Source organism: Ferrimonas sp. YIN67, from assembly GCF_057219095.1.
Genome location: NZ_JBXVVJ010000001.1, coordinates 93,833 through 115,890, shown reverse-complemented (window position 1 = coordinate 115,890; position 22,058 = coordinate 93,833). Strand labels below are relative to the sequence as shown.

Here is a 22,058-nt window from a genome sequence, read left to right as displayed (position 1 = left end):
GGCCGGTAACAGAGATAAAAAAACGGCCCGCGACCGAGAGGTGGCGGGCCGTTTCATCAGGGGAGGATTATTTCCCCATCAGTTGCAGACGGGTCGGCAGACAGCCGGTAGGGCTGTTCTTGACACAGTCGGATTCGAAGAACACGCGCTCCTTGTCGAGGCGGAAGTTGTCGATGAAGACGTCCGCGCGACCTTTGCTGTCCTTGCTGTTGCGCTTCATGCGGAGGGTCACGGTGAACTTCTCGTTCCCCGGACGCTTACGCAGGGTGAAGGTACGCTCGCCCTCGTGACCCGGCAGGATGTCGCCCACGTCACGGCGTTCAACCTGGCGCTTACCGTCCTTGTCGAAGGTCGCCACCACGGCCTCAAACTTGAAGTCGTCGCCCACGGTGCTGGCGTCGAAGCGGAACAGGTAGCGGGTACCCAGGGGATCCTTGGAGACATCGATGTCACGGCTGACGGTCTGCATGCCGGTGGCCCCGGGGCCGCGGCGCAGACGCAGTACCCGATCGCCGACAGTGGCTCGCTCTGCGTTGGTCACGATCTGAGCACCACTCCCCAGTTTCCAGTGGCGCTGACCCTGGCTGAAATCACCGTTAGGCAAACCGGCGTCGGCACCACGACGGGTGACGGCCAGGTTCTCAAAGCGCACTTCGCCCTTGTCACCGACGTACTCGATGTGCAGGAAGTTGGCACCGGCCGGTTTGGCGGTCTTGAGTTCCATGGCGGCTTCTTTGCCGATGGCCAGGCTCTGGACATCGCCCACGGCGTTGGCCAGGTTGCCATCTTTAGACCAGCGCAGACGCAGCTGACCTTCGCCTTTACCTTGGCCCATGGTGTAAACGATAAAGCGGGTGTTATCGAAGTCCAGGGTCAGATCCAGCGCCTGGCTGACGCTGGCACCGGCGGACAGGGCAACGGCTTTGCCACTGATGCTGTCGACGACTTTGGCTTTTCCGTTAACGGTCCAGTTATCCAGGCCGCGTTCGAAGTGCGGGTTGGTGAAACGCATCGGCTTGCCATCGAGTTGGTTCACCAGATCTTCCAGTTCGATCCAGTCGCCATTGGCGTCGATCACCTGGTAGTCGGCGTGCAGCTTAGGCAGGGTGAACGGTGCCATCTGGAAACCGTAGTCGGTGCGCTTGCCGCCCTTGTCGATGCCGATCACGCGGCGCGGGGTCATGTTGGAGTACAGCAACTGGCCGTTCTCTTCCTTGACGTAGGGGCGGTAGAAGTCGCCGCGGAACTTGGCGATGGTGCCCGGCTTGATGGTTTCCACCAGGCCGATGCCGCCGTACCAGAAGTCGGCGATCCCCACGGAGTTCATGGTCCAGTTATGGTTGTCCATGGACCAGCGGGTCAGCAGAGGGATGGGCTTACCACCGCTGGCGTTGGTCATCAACTGGCGTCGACCATCGCGGTAGGCCATGTAGCCACCGACCATGGGGGAGGTGAAGCCATGCTGACCAAAGCCCAGTACCGCAGGGAAGTGCAGGATGTTGTTGGGGTGATCCGACGGCCCTTCGTTGTAGTAGCTGGCACAGCTCTTCGGCTTGAAGCAGGTGCGCGGGTGGTTACCGGCGGAGAAGCCGCCGAAGTAGGGGGCACCCATCTCATCGGTCGCTGCCATGGTGGCACCGAAGTAGTTGCGGTTCTGCTCGCCCCAGCCTTCGCCATCGAAGTGGTGGTTGAGGATCAGGGTGGCACCGTTAACGATGAAGGCGGCGTGGGAGGCCATGATCACAGGCTCACCCAGCAGCCAGTTGTCGGTCTTGAAGCTGGACCGGTCGTAGCTGTAGGTGGCGTAGTCCGTGGTGGCGTAGGGATCCTGGGCGGCGCCGATGTCGCCGAAGATCCAGGTTTCGTTGGCCATCAGGTTGTTGATCTCCAGTGGACCATGATCATCATTGGTCCAGGTGATCCGCTGTTCGGCACGGATGGTGTCGGAGGAGCGCTGAACCAGCTGACGCAGGTACTCGGCGTACTGCTTGAGGTTCTCATTCTCCGGGTACATCTCGGCGGCCTTGATGGCGGCCGGCAGGTACTTCATGGAGACGTAGACCTGGGGCTGTGAGTTCACATCCCCTTTGCTGTTGACGCCGGGATTGGGCAGGCCGTCGCTGGCGTAGACACGGACGAAGTGGCCGTCGACGGTACGCACGCCGCCATGACCGTCCGGATGCAGTCCCGCATGGGTTTGAATGAGCAGCTCGACGATCTTCTCGATGTCCGGATCTTGCTTGACCTGATCGATGGCCATCAGCAAGTACAGTGCCCAACCGACGTTGTCGGCGATGGGGGTGTTGTTGGGCTTACCCGGGTGGCCGGAGATCTGACGGATCAATTCGCCCTGCTTGTCGTTGAGGGTGTTGGTGCCGGCGATCTCGCCATCCACCACCAGACTCTTGATGGCGGTCAGGTAGCTGTCCAGTTCATCCTGCAGCCAGGCGTGATAGTCAAGGCGATCGTCCTTGCCGCTGGTCATGCGCTTGACGGTATTTTGCGCCAGCAACATGGCACCGTCGGCGGTGGCGGCGATGTCGGACAGCTCTTTGGACAGACCCTTGGTGTAGAGGGTCGGCTTTAACTTGCCGTTTTTCCGCAGCTTGTCACGACCCAAGGTCAAGATCTGAGCCTTCTTACCGTCGTTTTGCAGCATAAACAGGCCGCCCTCGGCCTCGCTGCCATAGACGCGGCCCATGGTCAGGGCGGTCAGGTTCTTGGCATCGGCGATCTGAACCAGGGCGTTGCCCTTAGGGCCGATGCGGTAAAGACCGGTTTGCGTGGTGGCAAAGATCCGCTGGTTGAGCAGATCGACCGCCAGGCCGGAGACACGACTGTCGGCCGGGATCAGGCGACGCTGACCGAAGGCGCTGCCTTCCATCACGGCGTTGCGATGGGCGTGATACTGGTAGATCCCCTCGTCGCTGCCGATAAACAGGATGTCCTTGTAGAAGGTCATGCCAACCCGGGCACCCTTCTCGGCGGTCAACTTCACCTCGTCCAGTACACCCAGGCGCTTGGTGTTGGTGTTCAGGGCAACGATCACGTCATCGGCATCACCGCTGGTGCACACCGCCATGTAGAGGAAGCGGCCGGATGGGGTGAAGGTCATGCCACACAGGCCATAGGTGAGGTCGGCGTTGGGGACCGTCTGCTTGATCACGTCGTAGGAGAGCGCCATCAGGCCACGCTGATCGACGTCGCGGATCTCAATGCGCTGGGCGGCATCATCGGCGACGGCGTACAGGCCAGCTACCTGGGCTGCGGCAACCTGTTGGGCATTTTCGCCGCTGTAGCGCCAGTCGGTCAGCCGGACGTCACTGTTGTTGGCGGCGAAGGCAGGGGCACTGGCCGCCATCATGAGGGCCAACCCAGTGGTCAATGTTGGCATGCGCAGCCTGCGTACAGAGGTAGGCAGTGCAGTTTTTTGTGTATGGTTAGTCATGCTTGGTCCAGAAAATGGGTTTTACTTTCACGTTATCGGCGACGGTCAGACTGTCTCGGGCAACGCCATGCCGTTGGGTAACAGGCTGGCCGGTTTCTTCACTCTTGCCCCTTTCATTCTTGGGGCAGGGAGCGTGGACAGAAACAGGTCGAAGGCGGAACTTATAGCATGATGGTTCTTATGGGATTGGCTGGTTGGCTGCAGATTTACACTACTTTAGATAGGGTTACAGGCATTCGTGATCCTGGCACCCCTATCTCCCCGGTGGACAAGACGAAGCAAGGCTATCTTCTGGACGATGTCATTGGTGGGGCGGGCCGGTGGGCGTAGTGAGCAATCTGGTGGGGTCAGGGGCGTTTTTCTCCTCTGATGGTGGCCGGGTGGTTGTTTTTTGTTCGCCATTTTGTGCGATAGAACCGGGACTGAGTGCAGGGCTGTGGTACACTCCGCGCCTGATTTTTTTGGGGGATCTGGCCGAGAGGGGACTGGAGGCCAATTCCCGGCGTTGCCTTTCAGAGCGCCATGTCACCGATATAGGAAGAACACCTTGAGCGACACTGCCTTTTCTAACCTTGAGTTGAAACCTGAACTGCTGTCCAATCTTGAGACGCTGGGGTATCACCAGATGACGCCGATCCAGCAGGAGGCGCTGCCGGCCATCCTGGCGAGCGCCGATGTGGTGGGCCAGGCCAAGACCGGCTCAGGGAAAACTGCCGCCTTTGGTTTGGGGCTGCTCAACCGGCTCAATGTGCGTTGTTTCGGTGTTCAGTCTTTGGTGCTGTGCCCGACCCGAGAGCTGGCGGATCAGGTCGCGACCGAGTTGCGTCGATTGGCCCGAGGCATTCCCAATGTGAAGGTGGTGACCCTGTGCGGTGGCACGCCGCTTGGGCCGCAGGCGGCATCCTTGGAGCACGGTGCGCACGTTGTGGTGGGTACGCCGGGACGGGTGCAGGATCACCTGAGCCGTGAGACTCTGGATCTGTCACAGGTCAACACCCTGGTGCTGGACGAAGCGGATCGCATGTTGGAGATGGGGTTTCAGGCAGAGCTGGACTACATTGTGGCGCGACTGCCGGAGTACCGCCAAACCCTGCTGTTTAGCGCCACCTTCCCCGATGAGATCCAGCAGGTGGCCGACAGCTTTATGTTGCGTCCCGTGATGGTGAAGGCCGCGGCGACCAAGATCAGCAGCGATATCCACCAGCACTTTTTCGAGGTGGAGGACAACGAGGCGCGCATTCCGGCACTGCATCTGTTGTTGCTGCAATATCAGCCGGAGTCCAGCGTGATCTTCGCCAACACCAAAAAAGAGGTGAAGGAGATCGCCCGGGCGCTGAAAGGCTTTGGTTTTAATGTGCTGGCGCTGCATGGTGATCTGGATCAGCGCGATCGTGATCTGATGTTGACCCGTTTTGCCAACAAGAGTGCCTCCATTCTGGTGGCCACCGACGTGGCGGCCCGTGGCCTGGATATCGACAGCCTGGATGCGGTATTTAACTACCACATCGCACACGATACGGAAGTGCATGTGCACCGTGTCGGTCGGACCGGCCGTGCCGGCAGTCAGGGAAATGCCTTCTCCCTGTTCAGTGCCAAGGAGGCGGCCAAGGTGAACCGTCTGGAAGATTATCTGGGTATTCAGATCTCGGGTTCACCCCTGCCAAACCGCTCGGTGTTGAACAACCCACCGATGCGCCCCAACATGATGACCATTGAGATCGACGGCGGCAAGAAGCAGAAATTGCGTCCCGGTGATATTGTCGGTGCCCTGACCCGAGATGGCAGCATCAAGGGCGATCAACTGGGCAAGATCCAGGTGACGGACTTCCGTGCCTATGTGGCGGTGCATCGCAAAGTCGCGGGCAAGGCGCTGACCGCGATGGAGCGTGGCAAGATCAAGGGGCGCAACTTCCGTGCCCGTATGCTGATGGACTGAGCCACGACAGCCCTGTCGGTTTGAACAAAAAACGCCGCCTTTGCGGCGTTTTTTGTGCCTGAAGCCCAATGGCTTGTCGAGGTGGCTTGTCGAGAATAGGGAGGTGTTGAGACGCTGCCCTGTCTCTCCTCGAGCGCTTTGTCGCCCCCTGGGGGGCATTACCCTTCTGGCTATACCTTATGGATGAGAACTTCCCTTTCTTCCAAAGCCAAGCAGTCCAAGCCAGAGAATGAGCCCTGAGCCCAGGCTACCGCTATCGGCTGCCTTGTTCATCTTGGCCTCGTCACGAGTCCGGTTGGGATCATTGGGATAGGCGTCCTGGCCATCGTTGACACCATCGCCATCGGTGTCGGCCACCTTGGGATCGGTCCCGAATGTGATCTCTTCCGAGTCCGGGAGGCCATCATTGTCATCATCGAGATCGGCATTGTCACCAATACCATCGGCGTCATTGTCGCCGGTTTCTGTGCTATCGAGAGGGAAGAGATCGCCGTTGTCGCCGACCCCGTCGCCGTCGCTGTCACGGCTTTCGGTCGGATCGTCGGGGAAGCTGTCGTGCTCATCCTCCGTGCCGTCCCCGTCGCTGTCGATGAACTGTGCCAACACCTCTATGGTCAGGCTGGTGGTGGCCGATCCGTCATAGGGATCGCTGACGCCGATCTCGAACCGGTTTTCCCCTAGATCCCCGGCACCTGGGGTGCCATGAAGCGTGCCGTCGGTCTCAAGGGTCAGCCAGTCCGGCCCGGCGATCTTGTGAAAGTGCAGAGGATCGCCGTCGGGATCCAAGGCATCCTGGGACAGGTCGGCCTGGTAAGGCGTTTGGGTTTTGGCGTCCCTTTGGGTGATGCTCTGGCTTCGAAAGGCGGGCACCTGGTTGCCGTTTGGCTTGGTGGTGATGATGAGATCGGGATTACTGGAAAAATCGCCATCCCGGGAGTGAAACTTAATAAGGTTGTTGTCACTGGAGGTGAGCACCAGGGTGATCTCGCCGTTTGAGTCCAGTACGCCCGTGACGTCGATCTCCAGCCAACGGTCGAGATCCTCCGGGGTGATATCAAAACTGGTGATCGCCTCGCCATAGGTAGGAGCGTGGTCAAAGGAGAGATCGGACTCGCTCCAGTTCGAATGGTCCGCCCTGTGGACAAAGATCCGGGCAGGCCCCTGAACCGAAGTGATCAGGAGTTGGAGAACGACCCGCTTGACCCGACTTTCCGGCGGCAGGCGCTGCACCGGGAATTTCAGGTAGGCGCTTTTTAGCTTATTGACGGACAACTCCGCCGTGGTGCCCTTGACTGTGCTGGGAAAGTTGATGTTGGTATAGGCGTCATCCTGTGCCCGGGTTGCAATCTCTGTCGGTATGGTGTCCCTGTCCCACACTATCGGTCCGGCACTGGTAACCAGATCTCGGACCTCAGGTTTAGTCCATTCGTACCGAACACCATCTTGGTCCCGATCCAGTTTGGCACTGTCATAGATGGAGGTGGCGCCGCCGTTAAACATGAGATAGATCCCGGGAATGCCTCGCGCGACAAACTCGTCGAGGATCCGCTGGCCCATCGCCAGATCATGGCCAATCTCATGGGAACCCATCTGCCAGGCCCCGGACCAGACCGGGATATTGTGGAGCGCCCGATACTCCCACGCCGCCCGCAGCTTCCCCATTCGCTTGGCCTCTCCCTCACTATCGATATTGCCCAAGACATGGGTATCGATAATGGCATAGGGCGCAGCTTCGGGGGGGAGAGGATAGGTATGAAAATCGGTTTCACCAGGGCCATCAAAGGTTTTGTACAGCTGATAGTACACAATGTAGCGGGTCGGGTTGTTTTCCCGGATCCTGGCGGTCAGATCGACGTAGAGCTGTTGGATCTGGTCATAACTTTCAAACTCCCCCGAGGCACTGGTGGCCCTGGGTTCATTGAGCAGGTTGAAGATCAATCTGTGGGTATAGTTCTGAAAGGTGTCGGCGATCTGTCCCCACCAGGCCACCTGTTTCTCAAGGGACTCCCGTGTGCCATCCTCCAGTCCCTTGGGTGAAATAAGTACGACCATTTGATGATTGTTTCTGGCCAGCAGATCATCGACGGCAAACTGCAGATCCTCGATAAACTCGCGGGACAGGGTGTAGTGGGGCGCCTCGCCGGAGGAGGCGAGAAAGTGATCCATATCGATGCGCAGGCGAACGCTGTCAAAGCCGGCAGCCTCAATCTCGTCGCCGTAGATCACTTCGTAGCGATCCGACAGCGGTTCGTCCGGCCCCTGACCCAGCCAGGGCTCGAACATGATCCCCATTCCCAGTGCACTGGTGATCTCCTGACCGGTCAGAGGCTCATCCACAGGACGTGCGGTGGCGTTATGGATGAGCAGCAGAAATAGGCAAGCAAATGAGTGAAGCGCACGATGAATGGCAGAGTTACTGATGATCAACATAATACATTCCCAAAAAGTGAATCTCATGAGGTGACGCTAAGCTACTTTCCTTGCAGATTGCAGGCTAAGGCATTGGTACTCATTGATAAGAAATAAGCTAAGAGGTCTAGGCTTATCATTAATTCAAAGCTCAACTCTCTTTGAAAAAGCTCTTCTTGATGAGGAGAAAGCCGAAAGCAGTACGAGCAGCATGAAACCTAAGCCACCACTATTGGTTGCTTTATCTGGGGTAGATGCATCAAGGCCTCTGCTTGGATCAGTTGGGTAAGCATCCTCGCTATCGCTGATCCCGTCTCCATCGGTATCCTGGCTGAGGGGGTCGGAGCCATTACGATATTCCTCACCGTCGCTGATCCCGTCACCATCCGTGTCCGCCACCCTGGGATCCGTGCCGATCTCAAGCTCCTGTGTGTCGAGCAGGCCATCATTGTCATCATCGAGATCGGTGTTATCACCGACGCCATCGTTATCGGAGTCGCGTGTCTCCTGAGGGTCGTCGGGGAAAGCGTCGCTGTTATCGCCAACGCCATCACCATCTGTATCAGTGTTTTCGGTCGGATCATCAGGGAAGGCATCGTCAGGATCACTAACGCCGTCACCGTCGCGATCCACAATGGCTGGGAGAACGTTGATCTTTAACGTGGCGGATGCCGAAGCGCCGTGTTCGTCGCTTACGCTCACTTGGAAACGGTTTTCACCAAGATCGCCGCTGCCCGGTGTCCCGGAGATCGTTCCTTGTGGTGCAATGGTAAGCCAGAACGGGCCACTTACTCTTTGAAAGAGCAAGTTATCGCCATTTGGATCACTGGCATCGTTGGCCAGGTTCGCAGTGTATGGCGTATCCGTCGTGGCGTTTGGCCCCATAATGATATTGCTGTCGAATGACGGCGGAATGTTGTCGGCCTGAGTGGTCATTACAATCAGGTCGGGATTGCTGGCGAAGTCCTTGTCTCGTGAGTGAAATTTCACAAGGTTGTTGTCACTGGAGGTGAGCACCAGGGTGACCGCACCGTTTGCGGTCAGGGCACCCGTGACATCGATATCCAGCCAGGTACCGATATCATTGCTGGTGACGTTAAAGCTTGTGAGGACCTCCCCAAGTGGCGGCGCCCGGTTGAACGACAGATCGGCTTCACGCCAGTTTGAGTGTTCAGCTCTATGTACCGAAATGTGGGCCGGTCCCTGAACGAAGGTAACAAACAATCGCAGTATGACTTTGTCGACGATGGCGTCTGTAGCAAGTCGCTGGACAGGGAACTTGAGATAGGCTGCTTTAGCCTTGTTGACCGGTAACTCTGCGGTTTCTCCGTTGATGGTATCGGGCGCCACGGCGCTGGTATAGGCGTCATCCTGCGCCCGCGTGGCGATGGTGGTTTGTGGCGTGTTGCGCTGCCAGATGATCTCACCGGTACTGGTGACCAGATCCCGAATTTCAGGCCGGGTCCACTCATAGTAGATGCCGTCATTGTCGTGATCGCGGCCGACGGGATCATAGATGGAGGTTTCCCCCCCATTGAACATGAGATAGGTTCCCGGAATACCCCGTGCAACAAACTCGTCACGCACACGTTCCCCCATGGCCAGATCATACCCTATGTCATGAGCGCCCATCTGCCAGGCACCGGACCAAACCGGGATATTGTGGATCTCTCGGTACTCCCATGCCGCCCGCAATTTGCCCATCCGCTTGGCTTCCCCCTCGCTATCGATGTCTCCCAATATGTGGGTATCCAGGATCGCATAGGGGGCTGCGCCTTCGGGCAGGGGATAGGTGTGAAAATCGGTCTCACCGGGTCCATCGAAGCTCTTATAGAGCTGATAGTAAACAAGGTAACGTGTTGGATTGGTGATTCGGATCTTATTGGTGAAGGCGACATAGAGCTCTTGAATTTCGTCGTAGTGATTAAACTCGCCGGCACCGGAAGTAGCACGGGGTTCATTGAGTAAGTTGAAGATCAATCGATGACTATGACTTTTAAAGGTTTCGGCGATCTGTCCCCACCAGGCCACCTGTTTCTCAAGAGACGCCTGTGTGCCATCCTCCAAGCCGTTTGGGGAGATCAGAACCACCATCTCGTTATTCTTTCTCGATAGCAGATCGTCGACCATAAATTTCAGCTCGCCCATGAACTTCGGCGACAGCGTGTAGTCGGGGGCTGGGCCCGACGAGTCGAGGAAGTTCTTCATGCCGATCCGAAGCCGAACGCTGTCAAACCCCGCATCCTCAATGGCATCGCCATAAACAAGCTCATAGGGATCGGAGAGGCGTTCATCCGGACCCTCTCCCAGTTGCGGCTCAAATAATATCCCTATTCCCAGAGCCGTGGTGATCTCCTGACCGCTCAGGGGGGGGTCCACCGGCGTAGCGTTGACGCTGAGACTGAGCAGCAGAAACAGCAGGGCAAAGGCACGGCGCCCATGCGGAATGAGAGTGTTGCGGATGTTCAACATGATGCATTCCCAGGAGTGAATGTTATTTTGGGGGTGGGAACCGCGCTTTCCATGCCGGTTGCAGGCTGAGCGGCTCGTACCCAGGGATAAAAAATAAGCCACGGTGAGCGTGGCTTATCATTGACTCATCGCTCAGTGCTAGGGGCGCTGGCGCCGTCGGAGCGAGGAGAAACCGGCTAACAGCGGAAGAATGACAAGGCCCACTCCCCCCCCATTGGTGGGTTTATCAAAGGTTTCTTCATCCAGGCTTCTGGTTGGATCGGTTGGGTAAGCATCCTCACTGTCGATGATGCCGTCGCCGTCCGTATCCGGGTTGAGAGGATCGGAGCCGATGCGATACTCCTCGCCATCGCTGAGCCCGTCACCATCCGTGTCGGCGACCCTGGGATCCGTGCCGATCTCAAGCTCCTGGGTGTCGAGCAGGCCGTCATTGTCATCGTCGAGATCGGCATTATCACCGATCCCGTCTCCATCATTGTCGCCGCTCTCCGTGGGATCTAGGGGGAAGAGATCGCTGTTATCGCCGACGCCATCGCCGTCGGAGTCGTGGGTTTCAGTTGGATCGTGGGGGAAGGCATCGGCGTTATCGCCGATGCCGTCGCCGTCGGAGTCGTGGGTTTCAGTTGGATCGTGGGGGAAGGCATCGGCGTTATCGCCGACACCATCTCCGTCAGAGTCCATGGTTTCATTCGGATCGTTGGGAAAGGCGTCGAGATGATCGGCGACGCCATCGCCGTCGCTGTCGACAAAGGCCAACTGCACGGTGATCTGCAACGCTGCGGTTGCTGAAGCGCCATTCGGATCCTGGACCTGGATCGTAAAGCTGTTGTCCCCCACGTCTGCGACACTTGGTGTGCCGGAGAGTGTGCCATCGGCGGAGAGGGCGAGCCAGGCGGGGCCGCTAACCTTGCTAAAGGTGATGGGATCCCCATTGAGATCCGTGGCGTCACCGGCGAGATCGGCGGTATAGGGTTCCCCCGTGGTGGCGGATGCCTTGCTGAACTGATCACTGACGAAAGTGGGGGCGACATTCTCCACAGGGGGCTCAATCACGGTGACACTCAGGGTGCCTTGGGCGGGTGTACCTTTGCCGTCGGAAACCTGAACGGTAAAGCTGTTAAGACCCAGATTGCTTGCTCCTGGCGTGCCGAACAGCTCGCCTTCGTGGGTGACATTCAACCAGGTCGGACCGTTGAGGATCTCATAGAGCAGGGGGTCGTTATCGAGATCTTCGGCATCGAAGATCAGGCTGCCGTTGTAAGGTGCATCCACCAGGACGCTGCCTTTATCGATCGCGGCACTGAGGCTGGGCGGGTGATTGGGCGCCGCTTCCACATCGATGATCAGTTCAGGCTTGTTGGTGTAGCCTTTTTCCGTCGAAGAGAACTTTACCAGGGGACCGTCAAAGGTGGTTGTCAGCACAAAGGTCAGTGCTGAATTGCCTTCCACTGCGCTGGTGACATCGACGTCGATAAAGCTGTTGGCGGAACTGTCGGTGACATCAAAGAAACCTACAGGTGGATTGTCCAGGTAGCCCTTATCGGCGTTACCCGCGGTAAGGGTCGACTCGCCCCAGGCGTTGACGGCACTTTTATACACGTCGATCGTCGCAGTGCCGTCAGACGCGGTGACATAGAGGCGCAGTGTCGCCTTGTTGATCGTCCCTTCGGGAAGGCGCCTGACATCAAATTTGATATAGGAATCCTTAAAGCCTTTCCTGATCTGAAAATCGTTGGTCGACCCCTTGTTGGCCGTATCATCCTTCAGGTTGATCCAGGCGTCATCGGTAGCCTGGAAGCTGTAGGTGGGGTGGATCTGATTTTTCTGCCAGCGGATATCCGCGGCCGATGTCACCATCTGCTTGATGGCTTCCTGACTCCAGGAGGAACTCTCGATGCTGTAGATCCCGTCCAGGCCATTGGCAAATCGCGAGTAGGCTCCCGGTACGCCCAGTGCGATAAACCGGTCGACAAGCTGCTGACCCATCTCCAAGTCAAAGGTTTCGGTGACATCCGCCGTTGCCGGGTTATCTTCTGTGCCCATGTTCCATGCCCCCGACCAAACGGGAATGCCACTGAATTCTCGATACTCCCAGGCTGAGCGCAGCTTTCCTGCTCGCTTGTCGACATTGAGTTGATCCGTTCCGCCGATTAAACGGCTATCTAAAATAGCGTAAGGTGCGGCACCGTTGGGAAGCTCAAAGGTGTGGAAATCGGTCGCGCCCGGGCCGTCCCCTTTTTTACGGTACAGCTGGGAGTAGCCAAGGTAGCGGGTGGGATTGGTTTCCCTGATCTCTGTTGTCAGTGCGCTGTAGAGATCCTGAACCTGCTGGGCAGTGTCGAACCCGATCACCTCCGGGCCATCGGAGGGCAATTTGATCTTGGGGTCGTCGATAAGGTTGAAGACAAGGCGATGGCTGTGATCCTTAAACGCCAGTGCCAACTGGCGCCACCACTCGGTTTGCTGGGCCAGCTCAAGTTCGCCGGCCGAAGCGATCCCTTTGGGGGAGAGCACCACCGTCATGGTGTCGCTGTTGCGACCGAGCAGGTCATCGATGATGCCGGTGAGCTCGGTGAGGAAGCTCCCTGACAGTTCATGGTTGTTATCGGAAGCCGAAACAAAACTGTCCAGGGTGATCACCAGACGAACACTGTCAAAACCCGCCGCCTCGATGGCATCACCGTGGGCCGTCAGGTACTGGTATGGATTGCCGGCTTCGGCACCGATTTTGACGTTGTAGAGAATGCCCATCCCCAGGGCCTGGGTCAGCTGAGGACCATTGAGCGGCCGGTCGGGGAGCTCGGCCCCAACCGTGGCGGGCAGGGTAAGCGACAGGGCTGTCAGGCAGGCCAACAAACCGGGTGGATGGAGTGTACGTTTAGGGAACATGATTATCTCCTTATCGACGGGCAGCGCAGAGTGGCCGTCTTGTAGGGAACGATGTTTTTAGTGATGAATGAAATCCGGCGTTATTCTTGTGTCTTGCTGAGTGCCGGGGCGATCAATTCGGAGAGTGCGTTTGCAAGGGCGTTGGCGCCATCGATGCCAAGGTGAACCGGGTCCTTTGGCATGTCGGGGCGCAAATTTTTTGCCGAGGTGATGGTGTCTCCCTGGATCAGAAAAAGCTTGTTGTCACCCGCCTCTTGCAACTCATGAACGAGTGAGGTGATCTTTTCCCGGTAGGAGTCCAGGGGGACTTGAGTGAATTTTGCCTCGGTCCTGTTGGTGTACAGGGGGGTGATACAGAAGAACTTTGCGTTTGGCTGGTGCCTGCGAACCTCGGCAATGAACTCGCGATAGCGCTGGGCAAATGTCTCCAGATCGGCATTGGGCGCATTCCAGTCGTTATAACCAATCAGCAGGGTGATCAATTCAACGTCGTCGAACTCTTTGAGCATCCTTGCGGTTGGCAGCGAGATTTGCGAACCACCGACGGCAAGATTAAACAGTTCGGTGTCCAGGTGGCGACTCAAGATAAAGGGGTAGGTTAAATGGCTGGCGGAGCCTTGACCCACACCATGGGTAATGGAATCCCCCAGTGCGACATAGCTAGGTTTCTTGCTGGGGGCTAAGGGGGCCAGTTCGCTGGCGGACTCGATCTGGAGACCGGTCAAAGCGATATTGCTAAAGCTCGGCAGTGTCACCTCATATACGGAGTGACTCTCCTTGTGGCGAGACTCCAGCTTAAGGGCGATCGCCGTCTGTTTTGCATTGAATTTAAAGTGCTCACTGAACTGACCGTTCTCATACAGGGCAAACTCCGAGCCCCGGTTGAATCCAGGAAGCGCTTCGAAATCCAATTGTATGAGGTTGCTGTCGGTGGCAAACCGGACGACAACACCCGAGGTGGTTTGTGCTTTGTCGGAATTAAAGCCCGTTTGTGATTTGGCAAGCGCCAAGGTCGCTTTATCATGACGGCTGACACTCACCATGTCCGCTTCGTGATAGACATAGTTCGCCCCCAGAATTTCGATTTCATTGCTGTGGATATCAACGGGCTTCAGGGCACTCGACGCCTCGGCGCTGTTCAGTACCGAGAGCGAGAGAACCGCCAGAGAGAGCAGCCTGGCTCTGATTTTAGGGTAACAAGGTTGGGTCATTGTCACGGTTACCTTCTTCGGGTTTGATTATCGTTTTAAAAGTGAAAATGGCTTTCCGGACTTTCCTGCCAGCCGTAACGTACGGCTTTGGCCGTCAGGGTATCGCCCGGTTTGAGGGAGATGGGTTGCTGATAGATCTGCCAGTGGCCGTCATTGATGCGAAAACCTAGGGATGCGTCTGTCACATCGGACTCCATGGTGATAAGACCGGCCTTATCGAGGGTTATCGACGGAGAGGGGGTGACAGGTTGCTTGCCTTTGGGCCAGAACCGGTCGGCCATCTGCTGCTCACTGATATCGCCGGGATCGGCGACCCTGCTCTGCCACTGAGACAGCGCGTCACGCATTCTGCCCAATTGCTCGCCATAGTCGGGATCCTGGGCCAGGTTATGCAGCTCGAAGGGATCGGCCTCGAGATCATAAAGCTCTTCCGGAAAACGGGGCTGAAACCAGGCCGCCTGAGCTGGATCAAGTGTGCCTGAGGCCAGCCCCTTCCACAGTTCCGACATCAAGCCCAACTGTTCTCTGAATTGGAGCTTGGTGCCTCCAGGTTTGCCAGGCAGGTAGTTTCTTATGTATTTGAACCTGTGATCCCGTACTGCCCGTTCGTGAAACCGCTGCTCATCCAGACGGTCTTTCGCCGCATAGACATATTGCCGCTTCTCAACACTGGGGTCCGCCAATCTGGGTTCTCCCTGTATGTATTGCGGGGTCCCGGCGCCCGCCATGGCAAGGATGGAAGGCGCAAGATCGATGAAACTGATCAACTGGGGGTCGACACTCCCGGGCTTCAGGTTTTGCGGCCGGTAACGCTGCGGCCAGTGCACCATCAAGGGCACCCTGATCCCGCTGTCGTACAGTTCCCGCTTTGCCCTGGGCAGGCCGTCACCATGGTCGGTGGTCCAGATCACTATGGTATTTTCTGCCAAACCTTCTTGTTTCAATCGGTTAAGCAGCTCTCCCACCTCGCTGTCCATGGCATGGATGTTGTTGTAAAGCTGGGCCAGGTCGTTTCGAACTACCTGGGTATCGGGATAGTAGGGCGGAACCTGGACCTGCTGAGGTTTAACCCAATCCTCTACAATCCCCTTGCGCTTGTTCAGCGCGACATTCTTGGGGAACAGCTGGCTTTCGTGGGTGAGTTTCAGGTGGTACATGCCAAAAAAGGGTTGGGCCGGGTTGCAATGGTGCCAGTCGGGGTCCTTACCCTGGTGATCCCAAACGGTGAAGGGGCCGGTGCCTGCGGCTACGCCACTGAACTGGTAATCCAGTTTGCTTGATACATAGGTACAGTAGCCTTCATGGCGCAACAGTTCGGGAAAGGCCTTAACCTCGGCAGGGGGCACGCTGAGGTAGCCCTTGGGCTTGAAACTGCTGGTGCGCATATGTTGTGCGCCGAGGGTGATCTGGTGTACCCCGGTGATCAGTGCGGCACGGCTGGGGGCGGAGACGCCTGCGGTGGTAAAGGTATTGGGGTAACGTACGCTGGACTCGGCGAGCTGGTCGAGAAAGGGGGTGCGTGCCACCTCATCGCCAAAAGCCCCCAGGTGAGCACTCATATCTTCGGCGACAAGCAGGAGTATGTTGGGGCGCGTTTCCTGGGCAGTGGCATCGCTCGCCATGAGCCCACCACCGGTCGTGAATAACAGAAAAAGTTGCAGTGCGGGTAATTTTAACATGTTACTAAACCACCGAACTTTACAGTTAAGATGTCAGTTGTCACTGCCCGGGAATTGTATTTGGGGTGGGCAGTGACAACGTTTATTTTTGTGACGGGTTAAACCTGATTGAATTTATCTGCTCAGTGCCCGGTTACCGGCTTGACCTTAAGAAAGTCACGCAGTCCCTTATCCCCGTCTTTTTTCAGCCAGTGGGATGGGAAGTCCGCGGTTTCTGAGCGGTCACGTTCACGATAAACGGCACCGGGAGTGTATTTCTCGGTATAAGGGATCACGCTCTCACCGCGTTTGTTCAGCAGGCGGTTGAACAGGGCGTGTCGCATTTGCGCAATTCGATCCTGATGTTGAGGATCATCAATCAGGTTATGCATCTCCTTGGGATCATTTTTAATATCGTATAACTCCTCGGTATCCCAAACACCATGATATTGGATCAGCTTATAGTTGTCGGTGCGCAGCGCAAATGTGGTGGGAGTGGAGGGGTAATTAAATTCCCAGTAATACTCGTAGAGGAAGTCTTCACGCCAGGCGTCCACTTTGCCACCCTGTGCCAGGGGCAGGAAGCTATCTCCTTCGAACTGGGGCGGACGTTCTGCGCCCGCGATCTCGAGCATGGTCGGCGCGATATCCAGGTTGGCAACCATCTCCTCCACCACACTGCCGGGCTCGAAGTAGCCAGGTGCATAGGCGATCAGAGGCACGCGCATCGACTCCTCGTAAGCATTGCGCTTGTCGATCAAGCCATGTTCGCCAAACATAAAGCCATTGTCGCCCATCAGCATGATGACGGTGTCATCTTCAAGGTTGTTCTCCTCCAGCCACTGAAGTACTCGGCCAAGGCTGTCATCCACGGCCGATAAAGCTCGGTGATATTGACGCTTGTATTCCTGGACATCCAGGTCGCTGTGGTAGGGGAAGTCGACGCCGTGCCAGCTATTACGTTGATTCTTCACCCACATCGGCTTGCCTTCATAGTTCTCTGCGGTATCGGCCTGGCTTGCCGGGGCCTCAATGACCATGTCACTGTACTGGTCCTGGTGCCGTGGTGCGGGAGAAAAGTTCGAGTGTACGGCCTTGTGCGACAGGTAGAGGAAGAAGGGCTTATCCTTGTTACGATGGTCGAGCCAGTCGATCGCGTAATCGGTCAGCTCATCGGTGATATAGCCTTTTTGTGGCACCCTGACGCCATTAATATTGATCTTGTTGATCTCTCCATTTTTATATTTTACTGGGTAGTAGTGGCCCTGACCGGCAAAGCTGAGCCAATGATCAAAGCCTGGCTGGGGTGAATCACCATGTTCACCCATATGCCATTTGCCGAAAAAGCTGGTTTCATATCCGACTTCCTGCAAGTAGGAAGGGAAGTAGACCGTCTCTTCTCTGGCCGGATTGTTATTGTCCACCACACCGTGATTGTGCATATACTGGCCGGTAAGAATGGTGGCTCTGCTCGGTGAACATAGGGCGGTTGTCACGAAAGCGTTTTTAAAGTGAACGCCTTGCGAAGCCAGCTTGTCCATATTGGGCGTATCAAGCTTGGCATTAAGGAAGCCGACTTCATCGTACCTTTGGTCGTCAGTCAAAATGTAGATGATATTTTTCTGTTTTTTATTGACTGACTTGTCTGCGGCCTGAGCCTCGGTTGGAATATTTGCGCCAAGACACAAGGAGACCATCGTAAGTGTGAGAAGACCAGAGCTATTTTTAGATAACATATCTAACGTCCTGCTTATGTAATTAATTTATATATGCTCTTATAAAAAATTTAACAGGCGAAAAGTGGCCCCGCAATTACAAAGTTTATTAAAAGTGTTAAAGCCATGGCAGGGATGCATATCAAGTCGTAATAGGCGATAGCCTGTCCGACATGAGGTGGTGGGATCATCTGGCTTTTGGGTCTTTTTGGTTTGATCGGCTGGTTGTTTGGTTCCTTTGTGGCGTTTTATGGTGAGGCTGCCTGCATCGTTTGGCTCAGGCTTTGCTGTTTTTGGCCTGTGGCTTGATACAAATGGCGACAGTCGTTTCTGGCTCCTACCTGCCCAAGCGGCGGTGGTTTTCTGTTTGGACTTAGCCGGGCATGGTCTGCAGGGCATAGGTGAGATAGGAAGGCTTGAACTTCCATCAATTGGCTCCGGTTGAACTCCGTTGAACTCGGTTGGCCACTGGTGCAAAGGGGGCATTCGCTTGTGGGAGTGGTCTGACTCTCCCACCTCCCTATCCGTTCATTTGGCCAGTGGGTGCTTCGATAGGGAGGCGGGCAGTGTGCCCCTTTCTATCGGCTGCAAGGGCAAAGGCCGGACCCCTTATTGCCATGCTCTGCTTGGGCTGGCGGGGGCCGGACGCTTACTGTCTTTGTCACTCGTCTCAAGTTACTGAAGGGTTATCCGGTACGCATCGCTGTCATCCAGGTTAACGGTGACCCGCTTGCTGAGATCGCCATGCGTGATCTGCAGTTGATACTCCCCCTTAAAACCGGTGAAGACGATGGCGCCATTGTGATCGGTGTTGCCGGACTCCGACGTATGCCACCTTTGTTTGATCAGGTTAAGCCATACCTTGCCATTCTTTTTCAGGGTGCCATCGGCATTAACCAGGCCCCAATCACCTTGGGGGCTGTACAGGGTCCAGGCCATGAACATCTCGACGCTCGGATGGCTGAAGTAAGCGGTCATAACCCGCTCGGTGATCTCGGCACGTTTGTCCTCATCGGCGGTAAACTGCTTGGTTGAGCGCACCTCAAACTCGGTGGCGTAGATAGGCAGCTGATACTGGTTGAATTCATTTAAACGGCGAATGATCTCTTCGCCGGGGATGTCCTCTTTGAACCGACTTTGAAAGCCCAGGCCATCGATACTGACGCCATTGGCGAGGAAGTAGTCCACCTCATTTTGATAAAGCGCGATGTTCTGCTCATTCCCTTTGGTGGCCGATATCACCTGATAGTCATTGAGCATCAACTTGGCTTCTTTGTTATACAAGCTGTTTTTGGCCAACTGATACCAGGATACAACGATATCATCACCCAGGAGGTTCTGTATGTCTCTGTTTGCACGGGTCTCATTAAACAGATCCCACTCGACAACATCCCATCGTTCGGCGTATTCACGTATCTGATTAAAGGTAAACGCTTTGAGGCCTTCGAGATCCTGCCCATCCTTGTACTGGTAACTTTCCTGAGGCATATGTTTCCAGCCCGGCCACATCAAGGTATGGCCACGCACCGGAATATCATGCTGTTTTGCCCAAAATAAAACCTCCTCGGCCATTGGCGCCAGTCGCTCTTTAAATTTGTACTTCAGCGCATTTTCCAGTCCCAACTTATTGAAGAATTCAGGAATGCTCTTTTGATAGTCTAAGGGGTTGACCCCTTTCATATTGCCGGTAAAGGCTTTCGCGTTGATGACACCGCCAAACTCGAATGCGTGGTTAGTCAGATCTATGCTCACCGAGGCACCCGGCAGGGGAGCGCCATCACGATCATACACGGTGATATTCAGCTCACCTTTGCGGTACTTTTCGATCCGCTCATACGCGGCGACACGCCAAGGTTCTCTGCTCTTTTGCACCTGCTCGAGCAGAGCCTCAATACCGGAGATGTCCTTACCGCTATAATCAATGGGCTGAGCCAGAGTGGTGAAGGGCAATAACAGGCTGCACAGGCTTATCATTTTTACAATGCTATTCATTCTATTCTCTTGTTCCAATGGCGTGCACCATGGCACCTTTTAATTTTTCATAGGGTGAACACCTGTGCCAAATCGACAGTTTGACTCAGGGGTTGGATGCCAGTAAGCGACCGAGAGGGATCCCCCCAGTCTTTTTAATATTTCATTGTGACTTTCGTTATTGGAAGCTCTTCAGAACTCCGGGAAATTAAACGGTTTGATAAGGTAAATAGTCACTTGTGATGACTACTGTTTTGGCAGAAACACCATCACATCCAATCCTTCCTTCGCCCGATTTTTCAGCTTAATATCCCCGCCATGTCCTCGTATCACGGTCAACGCGATGGTCATCCCCAGCCCCAGTCCGCCCAGCTCCTGGCTCCTTGAGTCGTCGAGTCTTTCAAAAGGTTCAAACAGGCGCTGATGCTCCGACTCTGGAATGCCATTGCCCTGATCCGAGATCACGATCTTTAGGTCATTCTTCAACTCTGTCACCGAAACAACAACCGACCTTCCATATTTGACGCCATTTTCAATCAAATTGCTTAATGCTCGCTTCAGTGCGATTGGACGGCAGGTGTAATTAATTTTATCGCAGATCTTAAAGTCTACGCACATGCCAATATCGGACAGATCCATGCAGAGACTTTCAATCAATGAGGTTAAGTCAACCGTTTTGCTAATTTCAGACATGCAGTCCTGTTTGGCAAATGACAGAGTCGCGTTTGCGATCTGTTCCATCTCATCAAGTTTTTCTAGGATCTTTGATTGGGTTTCATCATCGTCAATAAACTCTGCATGCAAGCGCATTGATGTTAAAGGTGTTCTTAAGTCGTGAGACATGGCCGCAAGCGAGCGAGTTCGATGAGTCAGAATATTTTGCAATCGGTGCTGCATGGTGTTGAATGCAGAGATCGTATACTTTATGTCATCAGGACCTCGTTCTGAGATCGGTTCAACGGTTTCACCCACCCCGAGTCGTTGCGCCTGGGAGGTGAGCTCTTTTAAAGGCTTGGTGATACGAGCAACACTGACTGCGACGATGACGATTAAGATGACGGACATGATGACCAGTGAGGCGATGGACGATCTTGCCCATAACGGAAAGGGGTTGCGATCATAGACGTCCATATTCAGCCAACGACCATTGTCAAGCAGGATAGATGCGGATAGAAGCAGCTCCCTTTTCGGACCTGTTAATGAAGCCTCGTTCGTTGTGAAAAGGCCAGAAAAGTAGTGCTCTATCGTTGTTGTCAGGCGATTCTTTGGTTGGCTGTATTGATATACATATACTTCTTTATAGGGGCGGTTTAGTAATTTTATCAGTGACTCGGTTTTATCTCCCTGGCTATCAATCAGGAGCGGTTGAGGTATGCTTGGTTTTCGTTTTAATGTCAGCTTAACTCGATATAGACTCATCGCACTTAATATCCGTGGATGGGTCTCTGCCGGGATCTCGTCGAGCGTATTGGCGGTCAGTGCAGCGCGTTCTATGAGTTGCAAGTCCTCGATACGCTCAGTGATGTAATCAGTCTCAGACAAATAGAAGAGCAGGGTAAATGTCTGAGATAAGACCATACTGGTCAACAACACCAGGATTAACTGGCCCGCGAGGCGTCTGGGGCTAAACCAGCTCATTGATGAGACACCTCGGCCGCCAGCATGTAACCCCCGCCCCATACGGTTTTGATCAGCTTGGGGGCACTGGCATTGTGTTCCACTTTACGCCTTAATCGGCTGATCAGATTATCGATACTTCGATCGAATGCTTTTGCTTCACGGCCGTGGGTGAGATCAAGCAGTTGATCCCGGTTCAGTGTGGTTTTCGGCCTTAACAAAAATGCCTTTAACAAGCGGAACTCTGCCGCACTAAGTGCTACAGCGACACCAAGCTTGTCGACCAGTTCCTGTTGATTCAGGTCGAGCTTCCAATCTCCAAACGCCAGATAATCCGATTCAACCTTTTGAGGCTGAACGGGCAGACTTTGGGTACGACGCAGTACCGCTTTGATCTTTGCCAGCAGCAATCTTGGGTTGAACGGCTTGCTGACATAGTCGTCGGCGCCCATTTCCAGGCCAACCACACGGTCTGCATCCTCGCTTAACGCAGTGAGTAAGATCACCGGCAATTTCAGGTTGTCCTGAACGAAACGGCAGAGTGACAAGCCATCCTCGCCCGGCATCATGATATCGAGGAGGATCAGATCGATGGCACTGTTTTCCAACGTTTCACGCATCATTACCCCACCGTCGGCACAGCTTACCCGCATGCCGTGCTCGGTCAGGTAACGTTTCAGGGGATTTCGAATGTCTGGGTTGTCATCAACGATAAGTATATGGGTCACGTTA

11 protein-coding genes are annotated in these 22,058 nt (G+C 55.3%); 1 reads left to right on the top strand and 10 read right to left on the bottom strand.

Translation table 11 applies throughout. From position 1 onward, the window contains the following. Positions 1–67 precede the first annotated feature (67 nt). Complete coding sequence (locus AC2D8U_RS00360; protein ID WP_484617047.1) at positions 68–3,394, bottom strand: hypothetical protein; 3,327 nt, start codon at positions 3,392–3,394, stop codon at positions 68–70. A 601-nt stretch (positions 3,395–3,995) separates the two neighbouring features. Between AC2D8U_RS00360 and dbpA the strand changes: the two genes are divergently transcribed. Beyond that, positions 3,996–5,384 (top strand): ATP-dependent RNA helicase DbpA, encoded by a 1,389-nt coding sequence (gene dbpA / locus AC2D8U_RS00355; RefSeq protein ID WP_484617046.1) that lies wholly within the window; start codon positions 3,996–3,998, stop codon positions 5,382–5,384. Positions 5,385–5,561: 177 nt separating this feature from the next. Here dbpA and AC2D8U_RS00350 read toward each other — a convergent pair whose 3' ends face one another. The 9 genes from AC2D8U_RS00350 to AC2D8U_RS00310 form a co-directional block, all read right to left on the bottom strand. Further along, the gene (locus AC2D8U_RS00350) at positions 5,562–7,814 is read right to left on the bottom strand and encodes a DNRLRE domain-containing protein (protein WP_484617045.1); all 2,253 of its coding nucleotides are present in this window, start codon (positions 7,812–7,814) and stop codon (positions 5,562–5,564) included. 123 nt (positions 7,815–7,937) lie between these two features. Further along, a complete protein-coding gene (locus AC2D8U_RS00345; RefSeq protein ID WP_484617044.1) occupies positions 7,938–10,265 on the bottom strand; it encodes a cellulase family glycosylhydrolase in 2,328 nt (775 codons plus the stop codon). Positions 10,266–10,403: 138 nt separating this feature from the next. Next, complete coding sequence (locus AC2D8U_RS00340) at positions 10,404–13,154, bottom strand: CBM96 family carbohydrate-binding protein (protein ID WP_484617043.1); 2,751 nt, start codon at positions 13,152–13,154, stop codon at positions 10,404–10,406. Positions 13,155–13,234: 80 nt separating this feature from the next. Continuing rightward, complete coding sequence (locus AC2D8U_RS00335) at positions 13,235–14,365, bottom strand: SGNH/GDSL hydrolase family protein (protein ID WP_484617042.1); 1,131 nt, start codon at positions 14,363–14,365, stop codon at positions 13,235–13,237. 35 nt (positions 14,366–14,400) lie between these two features. Then, complete coding sequence (locus AC2D8U_RS00330; protein WP_484617041.1) at positions 14,401–15,987, bottom strand: sulfatase family protein; 1,587 nt, start codon at positions 15,985–15,987, stop codon at positions 14,401–14,403. Between the two features lie 179 nt (positions 15,988–16,166). Beyond that, a complete protein-coding gene (locus AC2D8U_RS00325) occupies positions 16,167–17,759 on the bottom strand; it encodes a sulfatase family protein (RefSeq protein WP_484617040.1) in 1,593 nt (530 codons plus the stop codon). 654 nt (positions 17,760–18,413) lie between these two features. Continuing rightward, positions 18,414–19,730, bottom strand: coding sequence for an endo-1,4-beta-xylanase (locus AC2D8U_RS00320; protein ID WP_484617039.1), 1,317 nt, complete (start codon positions 19,728–19,730; stop codon positions 18,414–18,416). 225 nt (positions 19,731–19,955) lie between these two features. Continuing rightward, positions 19,956–21,347 carry an ATP-binding protein gene (locus AC2D8U_RS00315; protein ID WP_484617038.1) on the bottom strand — a complete coding sequence of 464 codons (1,392 nt, stop codon included), beginning with the start codon at positions 21,345–21,347 and terminating at the stop codon, positions 19,956–19,958. After that, a complete protein-coding gene (locus AC2D8U_RS00310) occupies positions 21,344–22,054 on the bottom strand; it encodes a response regulator (RefSeq protein WP_484617037.1) in 711 nt (236 codons plus the stop codon). The genes AC2D8U_RS00315 and AC2D8U_RS00310 overlap by 4 nt, the downstream gene beginning before the upstream one ends. Positions 22,055–22,058: the final 4 nt, after the last annotated feature.

Coding starts and splice junctions, on each gene's coding strand:
- AC2D8U_RS00360 (WP_484617047.1), bottom strand. CDS start 3,394: ATGCCAACATTGACCACTGGGTTGGCCCTCATGATGGCGGCCAGTGCC.
- AC2D8U_RS00350 (WP_484617045.1), bottom strand. CDS start 7,814: ATGTTGATCATCAGTAACTCTGCCATTCATCGTGCGCTTCACTCATTT.
- AC2D8U_RS00345 (WP_484617044.1), bottom strand. CDS start 10,265: ATGTTGAACATCCGCAACACTCTCATTCCGCATGGGCGCCGTGCCTTT.
- AC2D8U_RS00340 (WP_484617043.1), bottom strand. CDS start 13,154: ATGTTCCCTAAACGTACACTCCATCCACCCGGTTTGTTGGCCTGCCTG.
- AC2D8U_RS00335 (WP_484617042.1), bottom strand. CDS start 14,365: ATGACCCAACCTTGTTACCCTAAAATCAGAGCCAGGCTGCTCTCTCTG.
- AC2D8U_RS00330 (WP_484617041.1), bottom strand. CDS start 15,987: ATGGCGAGCGATGCCACTGCCCAGGAAACGCGCCCCAACATACTCCTG.
- AC2D8U_RS00325 (WP_484617040.1), bottom strand. CDS start 17,759: ATGTTATCTAAAAATAGCTCTGGTCTTCTCACACTTACGATGGTCTCC.
- AC2D8U_RS00320 (WP_484617039.1), bottom strand. CDS start 19,730: ATGAATAGCATTGTAAAAATGATAAGCCTGTGCAGCCTGTTATTGCCC.
- AC2D8U_RS00315 (WP_484617038.1), bottom strand. CDS start 21,347: ATGAGCTGGTTTAGCCCCAGACGCCTCGCGGGCCAGTTAATCCTGGTG.